A 16,572-nucleotide genomic window follows, 5' to 3' on the forward strand; every position below is an offset into this window, starting at 1 on the left:
CTAAAGAACGTTGACTGTTCCAAGGTCCCAGAAAACGGAGAGTTGGCAAGGCCGATCACCGCTTGAAAAGCGCGTCGATTTCCTCGGGTGTCATGGTCAGCACCCGCTGCACCGCATCGATGCCCTCGGCGGTGGTTGGAAAGGGCGACACGCCAGCGCTTGCAGGGGACGCGGCTGGAGATGGCCCTTCACCCTCGGCCACCGGTCCGGCTGGCTTGGTGGTCCACGCAGCGGCCACTTGCCCCTCGCGAACCGTTGGATGGCTCTTGCCGGGCCATGTCAGCAACAGCACGTCCCCGCCCATCTGCACGATCGCCTCGATGCCCCACCCCTCGGGACCGTAGCGCTTGCCCTTTCGGAAACCCAGTCGGTCGGTGAGCTCACCGCTGGAAACCAAGGCGCGGCTTTCCTCGTGAATCTGAGCTTTGTCGTCGTGCCCACGCCAGGCGATTTTTCGCTTGCCGAGCTGGCCGGCCAGCTTGTCCCGGGTGGCCCCCATCTGCACTTGGCACACCACGTGGGTTCCGACCAGCGCTGAGAAGGCCTGCGCAGTCTTGTCCCCGTAGACCAACTCAATCTGGGAGTGATCCTGGACCGCCATGATGGCCACCACGCCTTTGCTGCGCCCCAACGCCAACAATGGGTCGATGTTCAGCCGTCCAGCGCTGGTCAGCTCGTCGAACACGAAGTAGAGCCCACGCCCGCCCTCGTTGTCCGGCAAGCCCGGCCCAATGAGATCCGGCACAGCCACGTTGATCATGGCGGCGATGTAGGCCTTCGTCAGGGTTGTGTCCGGTCCGGATTGAACAATGACCTGCGTGCGCCCGTTGTAGTCGTCCCGTATCCACTCGGTCATCGAGAAACGGCGCTTGCCAACCTTGGGCCATGCGGTGGCCAGATCGTCGATGAGGCGGGTGAAGCCCCCCAGGGAAGACAGCACGCTGGACGTGGTTTGGCTCTCCGGATCACGCACCAGTGCCGCGCCGCGGGGGTAATGCGGGCGCATGCCGGCGGCCATCTCCGCGGCCGGGCGACGCACCAAGGCCGCCAGATCGGGCCATCCCCACTGGCTAGGCCGGTTGTTCTGGAGTTCGCGCACGCACCCGATCAACAAGTCCTGGGCGGCCATGCTCCAAAATTTGGCGTTCCCGTCGCCCTCTGGGATGAGAGAGGCGGCGAACGCCGCCGCCTGGGTCGGGGTCCGCACGTCGGCGGCGACGTCCCACACGTAGGACCGCGCATCGAAGGGCGACACGATGATGGGCCTTTTGAAAATCGACGTGAAATCACCCTTGATGTCGTAAAGGAACAGCTTTGCGCCCCTCTTTCGCGTCAGTTGTTCCAGGATGTGCTTGAGGATGACGCTCTTGCCCGAACCCACCGAGCCGGTGATCAGGACGTGGCGCGCCCAATGCTTTTTAGACAGCAACAGATCGGGGTGGAGGGACAGAGCAAAGGGGTCCACCTCGGCTTCCTTGGGTGTCATCGAGCGGTGCCGGGCTTCGTCCACGGCCTCTTTTCCTTCCAGCAACCTCGGTCCGGACAGGTGCCAGGTGTTGCTCATCGGCTCAGCTGCCTTGAGGAACATGCGAAGGCCAAGGCCCACCGCCAGCAGAAGCGACACCCCGATCCGGGACCACGTCGCCACTGGGTGGTGGTAGGACACCAGTTCGATGAACTCCCGTGCCGGAGCCCGAGCCGAGATGCCGACGGTCAGGAAGTGGTAGGCGGTCACCAGTCCGCCTTTTAAGGCATCGGCAAAACGGATGAGCGAGCCATCGGGATTCGGCAAGAGCCAGGCAACGCCCATGCTCCCCACGTAGGCCAAGCCAAAAACGAATGCACCGGCAAGAACGGCGCGGTGCCAGTATCGGACCGGCTGGGAAGGCGCAACGCTGCCGGGCACGTCGCCCAGCGCGTCAAAGGGCTTGGGTTTGCTCATGTCGGTGCATGCGCGTTGGGGTCCGCCCTCGCCACCCTGGCTGCTCAGGATTGGCGCCGTGGGCCATCAGGTGGAGGCAGGCCCGGGCGTGCTTGTGGAGGGCGGCAAGGTGGAGCGGCGCCCACCCGTGGGCGTTGAGGGCCGCCACGTCGGCGCCGGCTTCGACCAGAGGCGTGACCAGCGAGAAGTGACCAAACCGGGCCGCATGATGCAGTGGTGTGTTGCCGCTGGCATCGGGCAGCCGGGCGTCTGCGCCCATGCCGATGCAGGCCAGCAGTGCTGCTTCGTGGCCCGCCCGGGACGCCCCCACGAGCCAGCCCTGCCACGGTGCGTTCTCCCGCAACCGGTTTGCATCGGACTGCCGTGCCCGCGCTTCCTCCACCGCCATCGCCATGCCTTGGAAGAGCGAGACGTGCTCTGCCATGGACAACCCAGCCACCCTCTCTGCCAAGGTGCTGTAAACCATCGGCTCGTCACGGTCTGCCAAGCGCCTCTCGTAAGCACGCACCAGGTTCTGGGTGGAGGCCCGCGTGGGCGCGTCGAACCCCAGGCGATGCAAGCCCCAGCGCAGGTCCACTTGGGGCACATCATCGTGCTCCCGCTGGCGCACCTGCCAAACCAGATCGCCCAACCGACCCTCAACAGGGGCAACGCTCAGTGCGTGGGCACGCACCAACACTTGCGAATCGTGAAGCCCTTTGGATGCGCCGGCTTCGCGCGCGAGCGCGGCCGCCAAGGCCTCCGCTCGTTGGAGGTCCAGGGGACGCAAAAGGCGCAACAGGGATTCTTGAGTGTCCATCCCCATGGTTGTAGCGTTGAATCGCTGGCCGTCAAGCCAACACGCAGAAATGGTGGGTCAGGCAGGACTTGAACCCGCAGGGGAGTGAACCAGCAGTTTTACAGACTGCCCCGGCTTCGTTACCGGACTACTGACCCGATCGCTAAACGCTGTCGGGTGGGCCAAAGACGATCCAACCCAACATGTAGAAAATCAGCGCGGGATAGAACCAGAAATCAAACCCCTCCCAGTCAAACCGGCGCCAACGCTTCCTGCACCTTGCACGCAGCTTGAGCCAGCGCCGGCTGCTCACCGGAAGGAACTCTGGACCACCACCCCGATGGTCACAAAGCCCGCCACCGCCATGGCCACCACTTTGAGCAGAACCGGAACGGCCGGGGGGTAGACGAGAACAGCCGCTGCGAAGGCCGCGGTCAGCAGGAACAAGCTGGTCAGCAGTGGAACCGCGTTTTCGAAAGCGAAGTCTTTGAGGGCATTGAACAACGTGGACATGGTGGCTCTCCTTTTGGCTTTATGAGTAGGTCTACCTACTCTTTACAAAACCAGTAAAGCACCATCAAACTGGACGTCAAGACGCAAAAATGCCCGATTCTGCGCAGAACCGGGCAGATTTGAACATCGATGAAAAATTACTGTCGGAAGACGTTCGGTTGGGCCTGCTTCTGGTGCTTCTCCCAATCGTAATTGGCAGCGTAGTCCTTCATGAAAGCCGCCTCCTTCAACGAACTGCGGGCGTAATCGGCGTATCCCAGGCGCCCGGGCCCGTTCTCCGCCCGCTGCTCACGGGTCAACATGGGAGGGTTCTCCTCCCGCTGGACGCTGCGTTGCTGCCGCCACTGCGCAACGGTCGCATGAATCACCTGCTCGTGCTTGTCGTCCGGCTTTGCATCACGAACGGCTTTGTCGGCCTCCTGGATCTTTGCCTGGAGCGCGGCGATCTGATCGGGCGAGGCCTTCTCTGCCCAATCCAGAACGCGCTGTCGGCGTTGCTCGATGGCGTCTTGTTCTTGGGCCACGTTCTGCTCGAAGTCGGCCCGCGCTGCACTGTCCTTCTTGGGCGGTGGGCGATCGCCCAGAAGCCGCTCATTGCGCTGCGCCTGGAGTGCTCGCAACTCGGTCACTTCTTCGATGGGTTGGGAAAGGGGGTCGCTCATGTTTGTTTCCTCCGCTGGGGTGAATAGGTTCATCGTTGATCAATCCGCAGGTTTGGCAAGGGGGCGAACCCCCTTGCCTATCCGCATCAATCCGCATCGGGCAGCAGCTCCGCCAAGTCGATTCGCTTGATGCCGGCACGGTTCAGCGCCACGATGGCGTGACCACGGGGCTCAAGAAGGGCGGAGTATTCTTCCTGCAGGAAGAGCGGCTGCACCTCGCGCTTGCCCCCGGTGGGCATGTCAATGTCGCGCGCGATCTCGTCTTGGCCCAGCGTGTCCTCCGACCCAATCCGCCAGCGGCGGCCCGTCACGGCGTCGATGCGCGAGGCCGTCAACCGCCCGGCCCCTTCCATTCGCATCTTGTCGTAGGCGGACGCGTAGGCATGATCCGGGTCGTTGAGCACGGAGTGGCGCCAATTGTTCATGCCGCCTTGGTAGTCGATGCCCCGGGTGCGCTGTTTGAACGTGGTCAACGTTGCCTGTCCGAACCGCTTTTCCAGGTATTCGTGGGTGTTGTGCGAGCACTTCAGCGCGATCACCGACTGCATCGTATTGGCCATGAGATCCGCCTCGTTGACCGAACCAAAGGCGTTGACCAAGCTTTCAAACCCTTGCGTTGCAAGCACGGGCATCAACCCCAGCGAGCGCGAAACGGAGAACAGGTTGATGTCATCGGCCGTCAACAGCAGGTGGGCCTCGTCCATCATCAACATCACTTCAGTTTGCCCAGGCAACGCTTCGCGCCACTTGTCGCCGAATGCACCACGCGCTTTGATTCCGTTCATGACCCGCTGTTTGAGCAGGCGCATCATCATTTCACCCGCTTCACCGAATTGGGTCGGGGGCAAGAAGAGGCCTACCATGGCTCCATAGAGCGCGTCGGACACATCCACCTCGCCCGTCTCAATCGAATGCCAAGGCATGTCCGTCTTGCTGTCACGCAGCTTTTCGCCTCGCAAGAGCTTCTCCAGCAGCCCTCGTGAGTTGAGCGTGAACGATTGCCTCTGTTCCGGATGCATCGCGGGAATCTCCAGGAACGCCCATTCCAGCGAGCTCTGCAGCTGAGACATGGGACGGAAGAGATCCGGGTGGATGGTCTGCGGGGCGCTCTCTTGACGAAGGCGGTGCTGTTGCAGGTAGGCCGCGTAGGCCAGCCGCCCTTCTTCGTCATGGCTCGTGTCCGCCTCTTCCAGGCCCAAGTATTTCACCACCTCCATCAGCTTTGCATTGGCACGAGGCGCGGGGCTGGCGGGAATCACGCGTTCCACAATGGACAACAACTTGGCGTGGTGGAATGGCGTGTATTGCCATTGCCTATCATCACTCACAGGGATTCGATGGATGGCGATCTGCTCGGCGATCCGCTCGAGCAAAGCCTCAGTCTCGGCCACGTCCTCGTCCAGCTTGCGCTGTTTGACCAGCTCAAGCTCCGCGTCCAACTGTGCACGCTCCAGCCCTTCCAGCTTGGCCGAACACCAAGACCTGTAAGCCATTTCGTGATCCACAAGCGCACGAAGAATGATGCCGGTGTGGTAAAGGAACGCATCGCCACCATCCGTCCAAAGCTTGGATTTCTCGTCCACGCGCCCACCCGATGCGCCGCGCAATGCCCGGACGATTTGATCTGGCGCCAACCCTTCGTATGGCGCCACCCGCATCCCGGGTTTGACGACGATATCGAACAATCCTTCCAAGTCCGAGATGATCGCCCCGTCTTTGCCGTCGGCGATGAGCGCGCCACCGCCGGCAAGCTTCTGCTGCTTCAAGCGCTCCCTTGCATCCGCGTGGCCTGGCGCCACACATGCCATCGCCAACGCGGCTCTACGGAACCGACGAGCGATGGGTCGCAGCGCGGCATAGGATTTGCCCGAACCGATGGCCCCGAACACGAGCAGGCCCTGCTGGCAATCGCGCCATGAGAACATCATCACGGTGCCCAGGTCGGGCGAGTAGCCATAACCTTTATCCGACAGGTGCCCCGTGGCGCGCCCGATGGTGATCAGCGGGGTCTTGTCCCGCAGGGCCGCCTCGGCTTGCTGTTCACGGGCCTTGACGTGTGAGTTGATCAACGCCCCCTGGGTGGCCAGGTTGTTGTCGTTGTTCTGCAGGTAGAGCCGGGCGGCGTTCTGGACAAAGTTGCCTTCGGCGTATTGCATCGCATACATGCACGCCAGCACGTAAGGTGCCGCCTCGCCCAAGCCAAACGGCAGGACCTTGGCGACAACCAAGGTGGCAAAGATGAGCCCCACCCACTTCATCGCTTGAATGAAGCGCGCGGCCGTCCCGCCGATGACGCCCCGGTGGGGGTGCGAGGCCGCGGACACAAAGCAAACCACAAACAGGATGCCCACAAAGCCAAAGGCCAAGCCAAGGGCCCACCAAAGATAGGTCTTGGCCATCTGGGCATACACAGCCATGCCGCCGGCTTGCATTGCCACCTCGGTGCCGCCCTTGCTGTCTCCAACTATGAACTGAAGCGCCATTGGAACCCACTGCAAAAGCACCAGGGCCTTCAGTGCCTCCTTCATGCCCTCGCCTTGCTTGAGGGCAATGAAGTAAGGAATGGTCAGCAACAGAGCTGCCCAGCCTGCCCAGCCGATGAGGCTCACTAGGAAGGTCGCCAGAACGCCGATCACGGGAAAGGCGAGATACATCAAGGGAGTGGCCAGGCTGTCGCCGCCCTGCCCCATGTCGTTGCCCTGCAGGAAGCCCTCGGCACGCCGCGCAAGCTTCGTCGTGATGATCCGCGATTGGGTGTCGCGCAAATCCTCCGGAACCTTTGGCCACCACTCCTGGAACTCGTCCTCGCTGCGTCCGTCGGGAACCTTGAACACTTGGGCGTTCTCGTCCCAGACGGCGCCGCATTCCTGTGCGAAATCCCGGTCAGCCTCCGGCACATCGAGCTCTCGGCTGCGAACGCGATCGGTCACGTCAAAGCGCCCCACTAGGTTTTCATACTCCTCGTTGGATTTGACGATGATTTCTTCTTTCACGCCCGAAGGCTCGCCGCTCTTCCGTCGGAACTTGCGGCCCAAGCCGCTCGTCCAGTCCAGAACGTTGAACAAACTGATTGCAGTCATCTCTGTCTCCCTCCCCTGTCAAATCAACGAAGCCAATGCGCCAAGACGGCAAGCACCAAGCAAAGCGGCGCGCACGCCAGAAAGCCCGCCTTGGCCACCCAGCGCTCTGCGACCTGCTCAACTTTGCTCGCGTAGAGCCGATCCTTGGTCCATGCGTCATACGCGGCGTCGTCTCTGACCGGAGGCCTGCGATCGGCGCGCAAGTAGTAGAAAGTGCGGCGGACGCCTTCGCTCAGGTGGCCCATGCCAAACGATTCAGGGCTGCCGAGGAACGATTGCCCGTGCAGGTTCAGCCACTTTGAGCCGAAATGAAGTTTTCCGGGCTCCCGGTATTGCGTGAACAGCCACTTGAACATGCTTCCCCCTTATTCGTGAGTAGGTCACTTCTTTCTAGATCGAATCCGCGGATGCGCAAGGGGGATCAGTCGATCGCCGACTTCTTCGCCCAAGCGTCTAGGTCTGCATTGGCTTTTTGCTGCCAGTCGTTCCGCGGTTCGGCGGCGGGTGCGGGTGCCTTCCTCGGCAACGGGGCGGTTGCACGTTTCGGCGAAGGCTTGGGCTGGGTCGCAATCGGAGCTGACGCTTTCGCATCGGGAGTGGCGACCGGATCTGGCTTCTCTATCGCAGGTTCTGGCTCGGCCCGCTCTGGAAGCACTGCTGGAGCAGGCACAACCACGGGGGCTTCCACTACCTCGGGCAACTGCTCGGGAGCGGCTGGAGTGGCAACCGGTGCCACGGGCTGCGGTGTGCTCGGCGGCACCTGATCGCTCTTCCCAAGTAAGAAGTAGATCGCCCCCACGACCAATGCCACCGCCACTACGCCGGCCAAGACCCAGGGCCAACGAGAGCGGGGCGTGGAATGCAGTGACGCTTGCGCTGCCTCTGGAGCCTGGGCGTCGGGTGAGGGGCCAAGCTCCTCTGCGGCAGTGGCGGCCAACTTTCCCTGCCCTGTCGAAACGTCATCGGTCACCTGCGGCTCTTTGACAGCATCTGCTGGCTGATACGAAGGGGCGTCCGCCTCCGGTGCAAATCTGGCGGCTTCCACGACAGGCCGCTGTTCCGTCACTCCTGGCTCAAGATTCGTTTCGCTCACGCCAACCGCTTCGGCTTCGACGGCAATTGCCGCTGGCTCCCGGGCGGACAACGCATCGACCAGGTCCTCGGCTGCCATTTCGGCGAAGGGTGCTTTGCCCTCCCCCACCTCCCCATCAACAAGCACAAGGTCCTGAGCCATTCCGTCAACCACGAGAGAACCCGCGTCCTCTCCCTTCAAAGACTTTGTCGCCACCTCGGCTTCGGTCGGCTGGACGGTGGGGCCAGACTCGGCTTCTGTTGCCTGAACTCTTTCCTCTGCGCTTCTTGCCCGCTTGGCGTCTACGGTCGCCTTGACCTCCTTCGCCTTCTCTGCAGCGGCAGCAACGCCCTTCTGGGTCAACTCGGCAGTGCGCCTGCTGATCACCCCGGCCCAGTGACTGGCAGCTTTCAGGTTTTCTTTCATGCCGTCGGAAACCAACCGCTCTTCCTGCGTGGGCGAAGCGGTCGGGGTTGCGTTGGCACGCTTCAGCAATTCTTCGCGCTTGCGTTGCTGGATTCTTTCTTCTGGGGTCATGTGGGCTCCTGGGAATGGGGGAAGGAAGCCCGGGCATCGCAAGACACCCGGGCAATTGGCGTCAGCGGACGTCAGGCACCGGGGTAACGACGATCACGGGCTCACCGCTGCCGCAGCGGTCGTCCACCGTGACCTTGGACAGCGCGCCACGCTTGGCCAGCTCCACGATGGGCACTTGGCAGGCGGCCTTGTCAGCTCCCTGGAACACCACCGTCAAACCGTTGCTGGACTTGTTCAAAAGACCCGCGAACTTGTCGAGGAAGGCCCGTGTGTCGCTGTCCAACCGCTTCATGTCGGTGGGGTTGTAGTTCAAGCGCAACGAATCCAGGACGGCTTCCTGCTTGCCCTCCACGGTTTCGGTCTTGGTAACCACTTCAGCCTTCATGCCAGCCGCACGGGCGGCGTCGGCGGCCTGCTCGGCGTGCTCCCGCTGCTGCGTCACGTAAGACGCCGAAGCACCCACTGCAGCACCCGCGGCGCAAGCACCCAGGGCTTTGTCTTTCTTGCCCATGAGCAAGGCGATGGCTCCGCCGGCCACGCAACCGATGCCACCGGCTTTGAACAGGCGCTTCTTATCGGCCTTGGGCTTGCCATCGTCCGCCGCGGCATGCACCGCATCAGGGGTGGCCTGGGCGGAAACCTGAAGCGGCATGCAAGCCACCAGGCAGAGAGTGAGAGGAAGGGAAAAACGTTTCATGGGATGGATCTCCTGCTGTGGGGGAAAGTTAGGTGCGTGGAGCAGTCATGGGTCCGGCTGCGGGCACCTTGGCCGCACCAGAACCTTTGGGAGAGGGTTGCGAGAGGGCCGCCGTCACCACCTTGCGAAGCGCTTCTTCGTAGCGCTGGATGGCGCTGTCCTGCTCCGCCTTCGTTTCGTCTCGCAGCCGCCGCAGATCTTCCTGGAGCGCACTCCGGAACAGCGCGTTCTCTTCCCGCAGATCGTCGATGAGGCGCTCCAGCTGAGCGTTGGCGTTCTCCAACACGCTCACCACTGACGTGGCGGTGTTGTGTCGCTCCAGCGCCTCTCGCACGTAGGCGCTGAACGCGCTGCCCGATTCACGGGCGAGCCGCTGAGCAAGTTTCAGTTGCCGAGGGTCGAGGTTTACGTTTTGACGAACGAACGCCATCGGTCGAGTAACTCCGTTTCGGGATTACTCCACCGATACCGCGAATCTCGGAGTTGGCAAGGCCCCACGTCAGGAGCCTGAAAAACATGGGCCAAACGAGCTAACAAGCACTGACACTGTCTCCATTCGGTGGTGACATGGTCAGGCCTTGATTGCATTGAGGTTTCGGCTGGCGTTACAGCGATTCTTGGGCGAAAAACGCACTCCCACTTCAGTGCGTCATGTGTATGACGACTCTGGGGAACCGTCCGGGCTCCTGCTTCTCTGCCATTGCCGACAATGCTTCTACCCACGTTGGGCTCTTGCAGTTGCTTTTTGGCGGCCCCTTGCGTGTTGCCCCAGGTGCGCTATTGGTGGTCTACGCCCCCTCGCCCCACAGGACCACCGCCCACGCCATGCCCACGCAACGCTCCCGCTCTTCCACCCCTCACGCCCACCGATGCCCCACCCCGGGAATCCGTGCGGAGTTTCTCAGCCCACTGTTTCGCATTGCCTCGAATCCCCAGGACAGGTTGCCCTCGCCCACCCGCCGCACCACCCCACGACACCCAAGCCACGTTGGTTTTAGTCAAACGTGTGCAGTGCCCTTGGATACACCGCCACCGTGTTTTCCGAATCACAAGTGGGTAGCCAAAGAACCCCTGGAAGGAAATCGCAGATCCCTCGCCGCGTTTCGTTTTAGTCAAACGAGGGTGCGCGCCATGGCCTTCATTCACCGCCATTGGCCCATCAGGGATCCGTCTGCTTTCGTTTCAGGAGCGCTCCCATGACCGCCGCTGACGTGGACGCGTTTGCCCGCCGCGTGATGGCCTTCCATGCCGCCCGTGGGCCGGCCACCCCACGTTGGGCGCTGGACGTGGCCCGCCGCTCCGAGAACCCTGCGTGCGCTTTCTGCACCGCCCCTTTGAAGGTGGACCGTCGCCACGCCTGGGGGCTTTCACCCCTCGTTCCGTTGAACCAGGGCGGCCCGGCGGACACCGAAAATCTGCTCATGGCCTGCAAACGCTGCATCGCTGAACGCGGCAGCCGAGACCTGTTGGCCTGGCCCGAGTTGAGCCAACGGTTGCCCCCAGCCATGCTGGATGCCCTGCTGGCCGACCGGCTGTTTGTCCTGCAGCGCTCCGACAACCACCTGGTCGAGGTGGGGCGCTTTGCGAAGCCGGCCACCGTCCTTGCCCAGCTTCAAGAGCGCTGGATACACCCCCGGTTCGTCGTTCACGTCGAGCGGCATTCGGACAGCTGGATGCTGGGGTGGCCACTGGCCCAGCGTGCCCATCTGACGCGAAACGACTTGGCCGCGCTCTTGCGCAACGTGCACCAAGGCGAATGGCTGGAACACCCCGAGGTGGTCGCCTTCCGGTTGACCGAGGATGTTTTTCAATCGGCGGCGTGGCAACTGATCGCCCTCCACGCGTTGGTCGTCCCCCTGCCTCTGGGGACTGACACTCCTTCCGACCGCTCCTTTGAGAACCGGTGGATGGCCCGGTATCCAAGCCTGCGCCAGATCCGACTGCGGCGACAGGGCACGCACGAAGCACCGTGGCCTAGCCAGGCCAAAGACCACATCCCGGCTTACAGCGACAGGCCCAACGCCGTTCGCATGCGGACCCAGCGTCAAGCCACACGTGAGGGGGAAACGAAGGCCCAGTGGTTGGAAGCAAGGCGGCGTTTGGCGAAGCGAGACGCAGGCGTGGCAAGTGGGACGCTGAGGGCATGGTTGCCCGGGGAGCGGGCAGCCATGCAGGCCGATGTGGACGATCTAGCGTCGTCGTGGTTGGAGGCCCGCCAGCGGAAAGTGCAAGGCCGCTCTCAGCGGCCGTGATCCACTACCATTAGCTTCGCACCCAACTTCGAACACCATCCGGCATGGAAAGCGAAAAGGAACGCATCGCCAAGTGGCGGGCGGAGAAACAACGACGACGCCACGAAGAGAAGAGCCAAGCCGCCACGCGGACCTACAGAAGCCTGTTTGCCATCGATGACGATGAGCTGACCGATCCGCCCGAGCTTAAGGAATACTTGGTCCGGCAGAACCTAGCCAAGGGCAACCTCGCCCGCCGGATGAGCAGCGGTGAGGTCCAGTTGGCGCTGAACACCTGGGGCTTGGACGAACTGAACCAGCTTTGGAGCATGCGCCGAGAGAAGCTCACTTACCTCGAAGACGCCGCCCTCCTGTTGGCCCACATCCGACACCGATCCGGCATTGACCCACAGCTGCGCCCGGCGGCAGAGCTGCTTGGATACGACGCCATCCAAGCACTCCTGGGAGTGCTGGAAGAGAGCGGGCGGTTGGCAGTGGAACAGGCACTGCCCCCGGCGGCGGAAGCCGTCGTGGCCGAGGGCAAGCGGGTGGAACAAGTCCTTCGGGTGATCCGAGAGGGCCAAGCCGAGTTTCGTAAACGCCTAGTCGCTCACTACGGAGCCGTGTGCATGGTCACCGGGACCGCCTTGGCAAGCGTCATCGACGCCGCTCACATCGTCCCCTACAACGGGGCAGCCACCAATGCTTTGAGCAATGGCTTACTGCTACGGAAGGACATCCACGCGTTGTTCGATGCAGGCCTGTTAACCATCGGGCCGGACCTGGTCGTTTACGTCAGCGCGGGGGTGGACGATCCGTTCTACCGTTCGCTGGACGGAAAGGAGCTCTCGCTGGACGCTCCGCCCAAGATGTCCAAAGAGGCCCTGCGGCGGCGACTGGCGGGCAATGAATCGTCCGACCTGGAGGTTGCCAGCCTTCCCCAATGAGCCGACCCAAAGCTCCGGCTGATCGGACAAATCGAACCATTGCTCATGATAGAAACGCCCTCCGCGTGGATCCGGAAGTTCAATCAACGGTTCTTCGCGCCGTAGGCGTATGCCTGCTCCCGCCAGGGGACGCTTTTTCAGCTGCTTTTGCTCTGCCCACGGGATGATCCACAGACAAAAAAAAGCGGCCATAGCCGCTTTCTTCGTCCCCCTGATTGTGAGGGTCAGTAGATCTTTCCGTTCTTGCTCATCCCCAAGTTCCGCACCGCTACCCTGGCGGCTTTGCGGTCCTCCGCGTGCTCGTCCATCGGCGAGCTCACGATCAACAGCGTCTTGTCCTGGATGAGCGACGCGGCCGCGTAGTCGGCCAACGCCACCATGGCGGTGGTCAACGCGACTTCACTGCCGGCGTCCTCCGAATCGTCAAAGCCAAACAGCTTGGCGATGTTCTCGCGGAGCTTTGGCGGGATCGTCACCATGGCCCGGTGGTGGCGCAGCCCGTCCTCCCGACGGCGGTAGTCGTGCAGGGTGACCGATCGGGGCATGACCATGTGAACCCGCTTGCCTCCCACGCTTCCCGCCTTCTGGCTGTCGTCGTAGTCAAAGTAGGACTTGCGCTCCGGGTAGTCGCCCGGCCCCAGCAACAGGTGCTCCGGGATGCGGGCAATCGGAACGCTTGCCGCTTTGCTGGCCCGGCGGGGCTTGGCATGGGTCACGTCCTTGACGTCATCCAAGGTGCGCTTGACGGCCTTCTTCGTGGCAGCCTTCTTGGCAGGAGCTTTGCGAGTGGCCATGGGTAGGTCTGGGAGGGAAACCAAGGGAAGCTCCATCATGCCGCAGCCCTCCGGCCTGCACCAGCGGCCAAGGTATCGCGCACCCGGACAGCCAGAGCGTGGATCTCCTCCTGCGCCACCCGGGCCCAGCGGCCGTTGGCGTCGAACACGGTTTTTCCCTCCTCGTAGCAGTCCGCAAACAACGCACGATCCCGCACCAGGATAGCGCCCGACATCTTGGGGTGCTCCAGGCGGCGTCGATGGGCTGCCCGCTTCTCGTTGGCCCGGTTGGCGATGGGCAGGTAGTGCTTTCCCTTCTTTTCAAGAACATCCACGGTTCGCAGAAAGATGAGAAAGCTGGCCCCATCGAGCAACGTGGGCACCAGGTAGAGATCAGCCTCGGGGATCACTTCGTTGTCCGGCAGGCGTGGTGGAGTGTCAGTGATCTCCACGTCGAAGCCAGGGGAGCGCGAGCGCCCGACACTGAACGGTGTTTCGTCCGACAGTGAGGCAAAGGCGCAGGCCCCGCCTTGGGGGTCCCGGTCATTGACCAGCACACGCAGGCTGGGATCACGGGCATAGCACCCGGCAAGATTCAGGGCCAGCGTCGTGCGGCCGACGCCACCCTTGAGTGAGAAGTTGCACAGTCGCATAGAGCATCCTTTCGTGAGTAGATAGGGGTTTCCCCCGAATCTACCCCGATGCCACCGTTGCGCAAGTGCATGTTTTTGCAACCCTTTTTAGCCATTCAGCCCTTGGATTCTTTTCTACCCTTCCGACAAGGCGCCTGGACGACGGCAGTCCCACCGCAGCGTGTGGGCGGTGTTTGACGCCGAGCAATGCAGATCGAACGGCTGAGAGGCCATCCATGCTTTGACAGACGGTGGCGCGGCGCCATGCAGTGCTTCGATGATCGTCCAGCGTTGTTTTGCCGGACCGAACTCCGCGAACACGTCCGCTCCGGCTTCAGCCAGCATTCCGGCCATCTTGTCGTAGCACTGCCGCTTGGCCGGGTCGTCCTGGTTGACGTGCCACGCCATGCAAGCGACGTGGAAAGCGGTGATTCCGTTGGGCCCCACCGGGTGGTCCAAGGACGGGAAAGCCGTCAAGCCCCTCCACGCCTTCAGACGTGCCTCCCGGATGGCCGCAATGGTTCTTTTCAAAGCCTGTGGGTTGCGGTGCTCGATGGCCTCCAGAAGCCGTTGAGCACGCCGGTCGGTGGTCATTTCCATTTCAGCTCCTTGCGCAGCTGGCGCTCGAAGTGGCGTTGCTCGCGCGCCAGGCGGGCTTGCCGGCGAAGCTTGCCTTCGAGCACGAACGGGGGAACCGTGGGAGGGATGTGCGCGAAAGGAAGGCCAGCAATGGGGCGGGCCGTGCGGATGGGGTTTTCAATCATGGTGGCGATCTCTTGGATTGTTTGATGCTATTTCGTGAGTAGGTCGCCCCACTCCCTTAAACCCATGCAACCAGACCGCCGCGCAATGTCAAGATGAAAAATCCATATTTTTTGACTAAAAACAGGGGCTTGCGGAATCCCAGGTGCATCGCATGCTGAATGCATGACGCACACAACCCGCCCCCGTTGTTCGCCCACCCTCACCCGCCTTTCCAAGGGCGTGCGCAGCGCGCTGGGCTTCACCCTCACCGAGGCCTTGCTTGCGCTCGGGGCCGTGACCGCCGCCACGGGCGCGATGTTCCTGTTCTTTGGCCAGGTCGATGCAAAGGCCAAGGTGGGCAGCGAGACGCGCAACCTGCGCGAGCTGTCCCGTCGTCTTGAAAGCAGCTTTGGGGTGGTGGGGACGTTCCGCGGGGTGAGCACCACGGCCGTGGTGGTCGATGGATTGGCCCCTGAATCCCAGCTCGGCGCCGGGGAAAGCGTCTTGACCAACGCGTGGGGCGGCGCAGTGAATGTTCAGCCTTACACCGTTGATCGCTTCGGTGATTCGTTCTCCGTGAGCTACGCCGGCCTTCCTCGCCAAGCTTGCGTGGACCTGGTCGGGGCCAACGCGGGCGGGGTCTGGGACGCCCAGGTGTCGGACGTGTCGGTGATTCGAAACACCGGCGGGCAGCTCGACGTGGGGTTGCTGGGTAGCACGTGTGCGGACAAATCGCGCGTGGTCTTCGTCTACCACAGCGGATTGTTGGGGGGCGAATGGACCGGGGCGCCGCTGGTATTGCCGCCCGCCACGCCCTCTGTCACCCCACCCGTTTCTCCGCCCGTGGGAACCCCGGTAGGGCCCGTAGGACCAGTCGCGCCTTCCACGCCGGTGTCACCCCCAACCGCCCCGCCGCCAAGCGTTCCTCCCACGACGCCCCCACCAGTCACGCCGCCGGCTCCCCCGGTGAGCGTGACGCCTCCGGCCCCGCCCACGTCACCGCCCACCGCGCCACCACCGCCGACAAGCACGGTGCCGCCGTGTCAGGAGTGGAGCGAGAACCGGACGATCGCCTGCCCCTCGGGCCAGGTGGGCCAGATGATCCAGAACCGCCGTCATCACTGCGGAACCGACCCAAACGTTTACGAAGCGTGGGCGGGATTCACGACGGCCGGCAGTTGGACCACGACCAGCAGCACCTGCATGCCGTGCCCGGCTCCCGAGACGCGCATCGTGGGATGCCCTGCCGGTCAGTTTGGCGCGATCGGCCAGCAGCGGACCTTCTCATGCACGGGCACCGGCTCGTGGAGCGCCTGGACGCAGACCAATACCACCTGCACGGCTTGCCCAGCGCCTTTCCCACAAGCCGAAACCCAGTGGGTCACCACGGCGGGCGCTTGCCCGGCGGGCCAGAGTGGATCGCACACGTGGCAGGCCGAACAGCGGCGGACGAGGACTGGGTCATACAACTGCCCGGCCACCACGTGGTCGCTGCCCAGCCCGTCATTCACGTCATGGACCGCCTGGGCGGACACTGGCGGTCGGAGGGACGAGACAAACACCTGCGCCCCAGTGGGCCAAGCGTGTTTGACCGAAAGCAACAGCGGCACGCTGGACGCCAGCGACGCCTACTACAGCATCTCTTATTCGTTGGCCGGGTCTTGGGGCGGCTGCTCGGCCAGCCGCCGCGACAATGGAGTGCGGGGGTCTGGCGACTGCAGCGCGGGCGTCAACGGCGTGTTGACACAGTCCCAGTGGGCCGCCCAAGCGCTACTGGGGGATACGTATACCGAAAGCGGCTCGCAAAGCGGGTGGGAATCAGGGATGGGAGAATTCTGGGGCTGGGACGATTACCGGTGGGAGAAGCGACCCCTCTGCTCTCCTCCATAACGCGCCGAAGGCGAATCACCTACTCGCCCAGGGTGCTTTTCAGAAGGCAGGTGGCTTGGCCACCTGCGGCGGCT

16 protein-coding genes and 1 tRNA gene are annotated in these 16,572 nt (G+C 63.0%); 3 read left to right on the top strand and 14 right to left on the bottom strand.

Features of this window, described 5'->3' with window-relative positions; all coding sequences use genetic code 11:
• Positions 1 to 55 precede the first annotated feature (55 nt).
• The 10 genes from AC5P78_RS15185 to AC5P78_RS15230 all read right to left on the bottom strand — a co-directional run bounded on the left by AC5P78_RS15185 (position 56) and on the right by AC5P78_RS15230 (position 9,711).
• Complete coding sequence (locus tag AC5P78_RS15185) at positions 56 to 1,942, bottom strand: helicase HerA-like domain-containing protein (RefSeq protein WP_197654167.1); 1,887 nt, start codon at positions 1,940 to 1,942, stop codon at positions 56 to 58.
• On the bottom strand, positions 1,920 to 2,678 hold the full coding sequence (locus AC5P78_RS15190; RefSeq protein ID WP_262098907.1) for an ankyrin repeat domain-containing protein: 759 nt from the start codon (positions 2,676 to 2,678) through the stop codon (positions 1,920 to 1,922). The genes AC5P78_RS15185 and AC5P78_RS15190 overlap by 23 nt, the downstream gene beginning before the upstream one ends.
• 113 nt (positions 2,679 to 2,791) lie before the next feature.
• Positions 2,792 to 2,878, bottom strand: a tRNA-Tyr gene (locus AC5P78_RS15195).
• Between the two features lie 151 nt (positions 2,879 to 3,029).
• Positions 3,030 to 3,233 carry a hypothetical protein gene (locus tag AC5P78_RS15200; RefSeq protein WP_005410159.1) on the bottom strand — a complete coding sequence of 68 codons (204 nt, stop codon included), beginning with the start codon at positions 3,231 to 3,233 and terminating at the stop codon, positions 3,030 to 3,032.
• Between the two features lie 137 nt (positions 3,234 to 3,370).
• A complete protein-coding gene (locus AC5P78_RS15205) occupies positions 3,371 to 3,895 on the bottom strand; it encodes a hypothetical protein (RefSeq protein WP_495217238.1) in 525 nt (174 codons plus the stop codon).
• Positions 3,896 to 3,981: 86 nt separating this feature from the next.
• Positions 3,982 to 6,975, bottom strand: coding sequence for a TraM recognition domain-containing protein (locus tag AC5P78_RS15210; RefSeq protein WP_308304141.1), 2,994 nt, complete (start codon positions 6,973 to 6,975; stop codon positions 3,982 to 3,984).
• Between the two features lie 23 nt (positions 6,976 to 6,998).
• Positions 6,999 to 7,331: a hypothetical protein gene (locus AC5P78_RS15215; protein ID WP_049398270.1), complete on the bottom strand. Its 333-nt coding sequence runs from the start codon at positions 7,329 to 7,331 to the stop codon at positions 6,999 to 7,001.
• 65 nt (positions 7,332 to 7,396) lie between these two features.
• A complete protein-coding gene (locus AC5P78_RS15220) occupies positions 7,397 to 8,584 on the bottom strand; it encodes a hypothetical protein (protein WP_495217239.1) in 1,188 nt (395 codons plus the stop codon).
• A gap of 61 nt (positions 8,585 to 8,645) precedes the next feature.
• Positions 8,646 to 9,281: a hypothetical protein gene (locus AC5P78_RS15225; protein ID WP_495217241.1), complete on the bottom strand. Its 636-nt coding sequence runs from the start codon at positions 9,279 to 9,281 to the stop codon at positions 8,646 to 8,648.
• Between the two features lie 28 nt (positions 9,282 to 9,309).
• Positions 9,310 to 9,711 (bottom strand): hypothetical protein, encoded by a 402-nt coding sequence (locus AC5P78_RS15230; protein ID WP_049419591.1) that lies wholly within the window; start codon positions 9,709 to 9,711, stop codon positions 9,310 to 9,312.
• A gap of 766 nt (positions 9,712 to 10,477) precedes the next feature.
• Between AC5P78_RS15230 and AC5P78_RS15235 the strand changes: the two genes are divergently transcribed.
• Together AC5P78_RS15235 and AC5P78_RS15240 are read left to right on the top strand one after the other, a co-directional pair.
• Positions 10,478 to 11,533 (top strand): hypothetical protein, encoded by a 1,056-nt coding sequence (locus AC5P78_RS15235; RefSeq protein ID WP_495217242.1) that lies wholly within the window; start codon positions 10,478 to 10,480, stop codon positions 11,531 to 11,533.
• A gap of 44 nt (positions 11,534 to 11,577) precedes the next feature.
• Positions 11,578 to 12,459, top strand: a complete 882-nt coding sequence (locus AC5P78_RS15240; RefSeq protein ID WP_495217243.1) for an HNH endonuclease — start codon at positions 11,578 to 11,580, stop codon at positions 12,457 to 12,459.
• A 224-nt stretch (positions 12,460 to 12,683) separates the two neighbouring features.
• Here the strand turns inward: AC5P78_RS15240 and AC5P78_RS15245 are convergent, their stop codons facing one another.
• The 4 genes from AC5P78_RS15245 to AC5P78_RS15260 form a co-directional block, all read right to left on the bottom strand.
• On the bottom strand, positions 12,684 to 13,253 hold the full coding sequence (locus AC5P78_RS15245) for a hypothetical protein (protein ID WP_235318840.1): 570 nt from the start codon (positions 13,251 to 13,253) through the stop codon (positions 12,684 to 12,686).
• A gap of 35 nt (positions 13,254 to 13,288) precedes the next feature.
• Positions 13,289 to 13,885 carry a ParA family protein gene (locus tag AC5P78_RS15250; RefSeq protein ID WP_046272106.1) on the bottom strand — a complete coding sequence of 199 codons (597 nt, stop codon included), beginning with the start codon at positions 13,883 to 13,885 and terminating at the stop codon, positions 13,289 to 13,291.
• 114 nt (positions 13,886 to 13,999) lie between these two features.
• Positions 14,000 to 14,464, bottom strand: a complete 465-nt coding sequence (locus AC5P78_RS15255) for a hypothetical protein (RefSeq protein ID WP_495217244.1) — start codon at positions 14,462 to 14,464, stop codon at positions 14,000 to 14,002.
• Positions 14,455 to 14,628, bottom strand: coding sequence for a hypothetical protein (locus AC5P78_RS15260; protein WP_495217245.1), 174 nt, complete (start codon positions 14,626 to 14,628; stop codon positions 14,455 to 14,457). Before AC5P78_RS15260 ends, AC5P78_RS15255 begins: the two co-directional genes overlap by 10 nt.
• Positions 14,629 to 14,923: 295 nt before the next feature.
• Here AC5P78_RS15260 and AC5P78_RS15265 point away from each other — a divergent pair, with 295 nt between their 5' ends.
• Positions 14,924 to 16,498: a type 4 pilus major pilin gene (locus tag AC5P78_RS15265; protein ID WP_495217295.1), complete on the top strand. Its 1,575-nt coding sequence runs from the start codon at positions 14,924 to 14,926 to the stop codon at positions 16,496 to 16,498.
• Positions 16,499 to 16,572 lie beyond the last annotated feature (74 nt).

Source organism: Stenotrophomonas sp. YJH_SMC_133, from assembly GCF_059370655.1.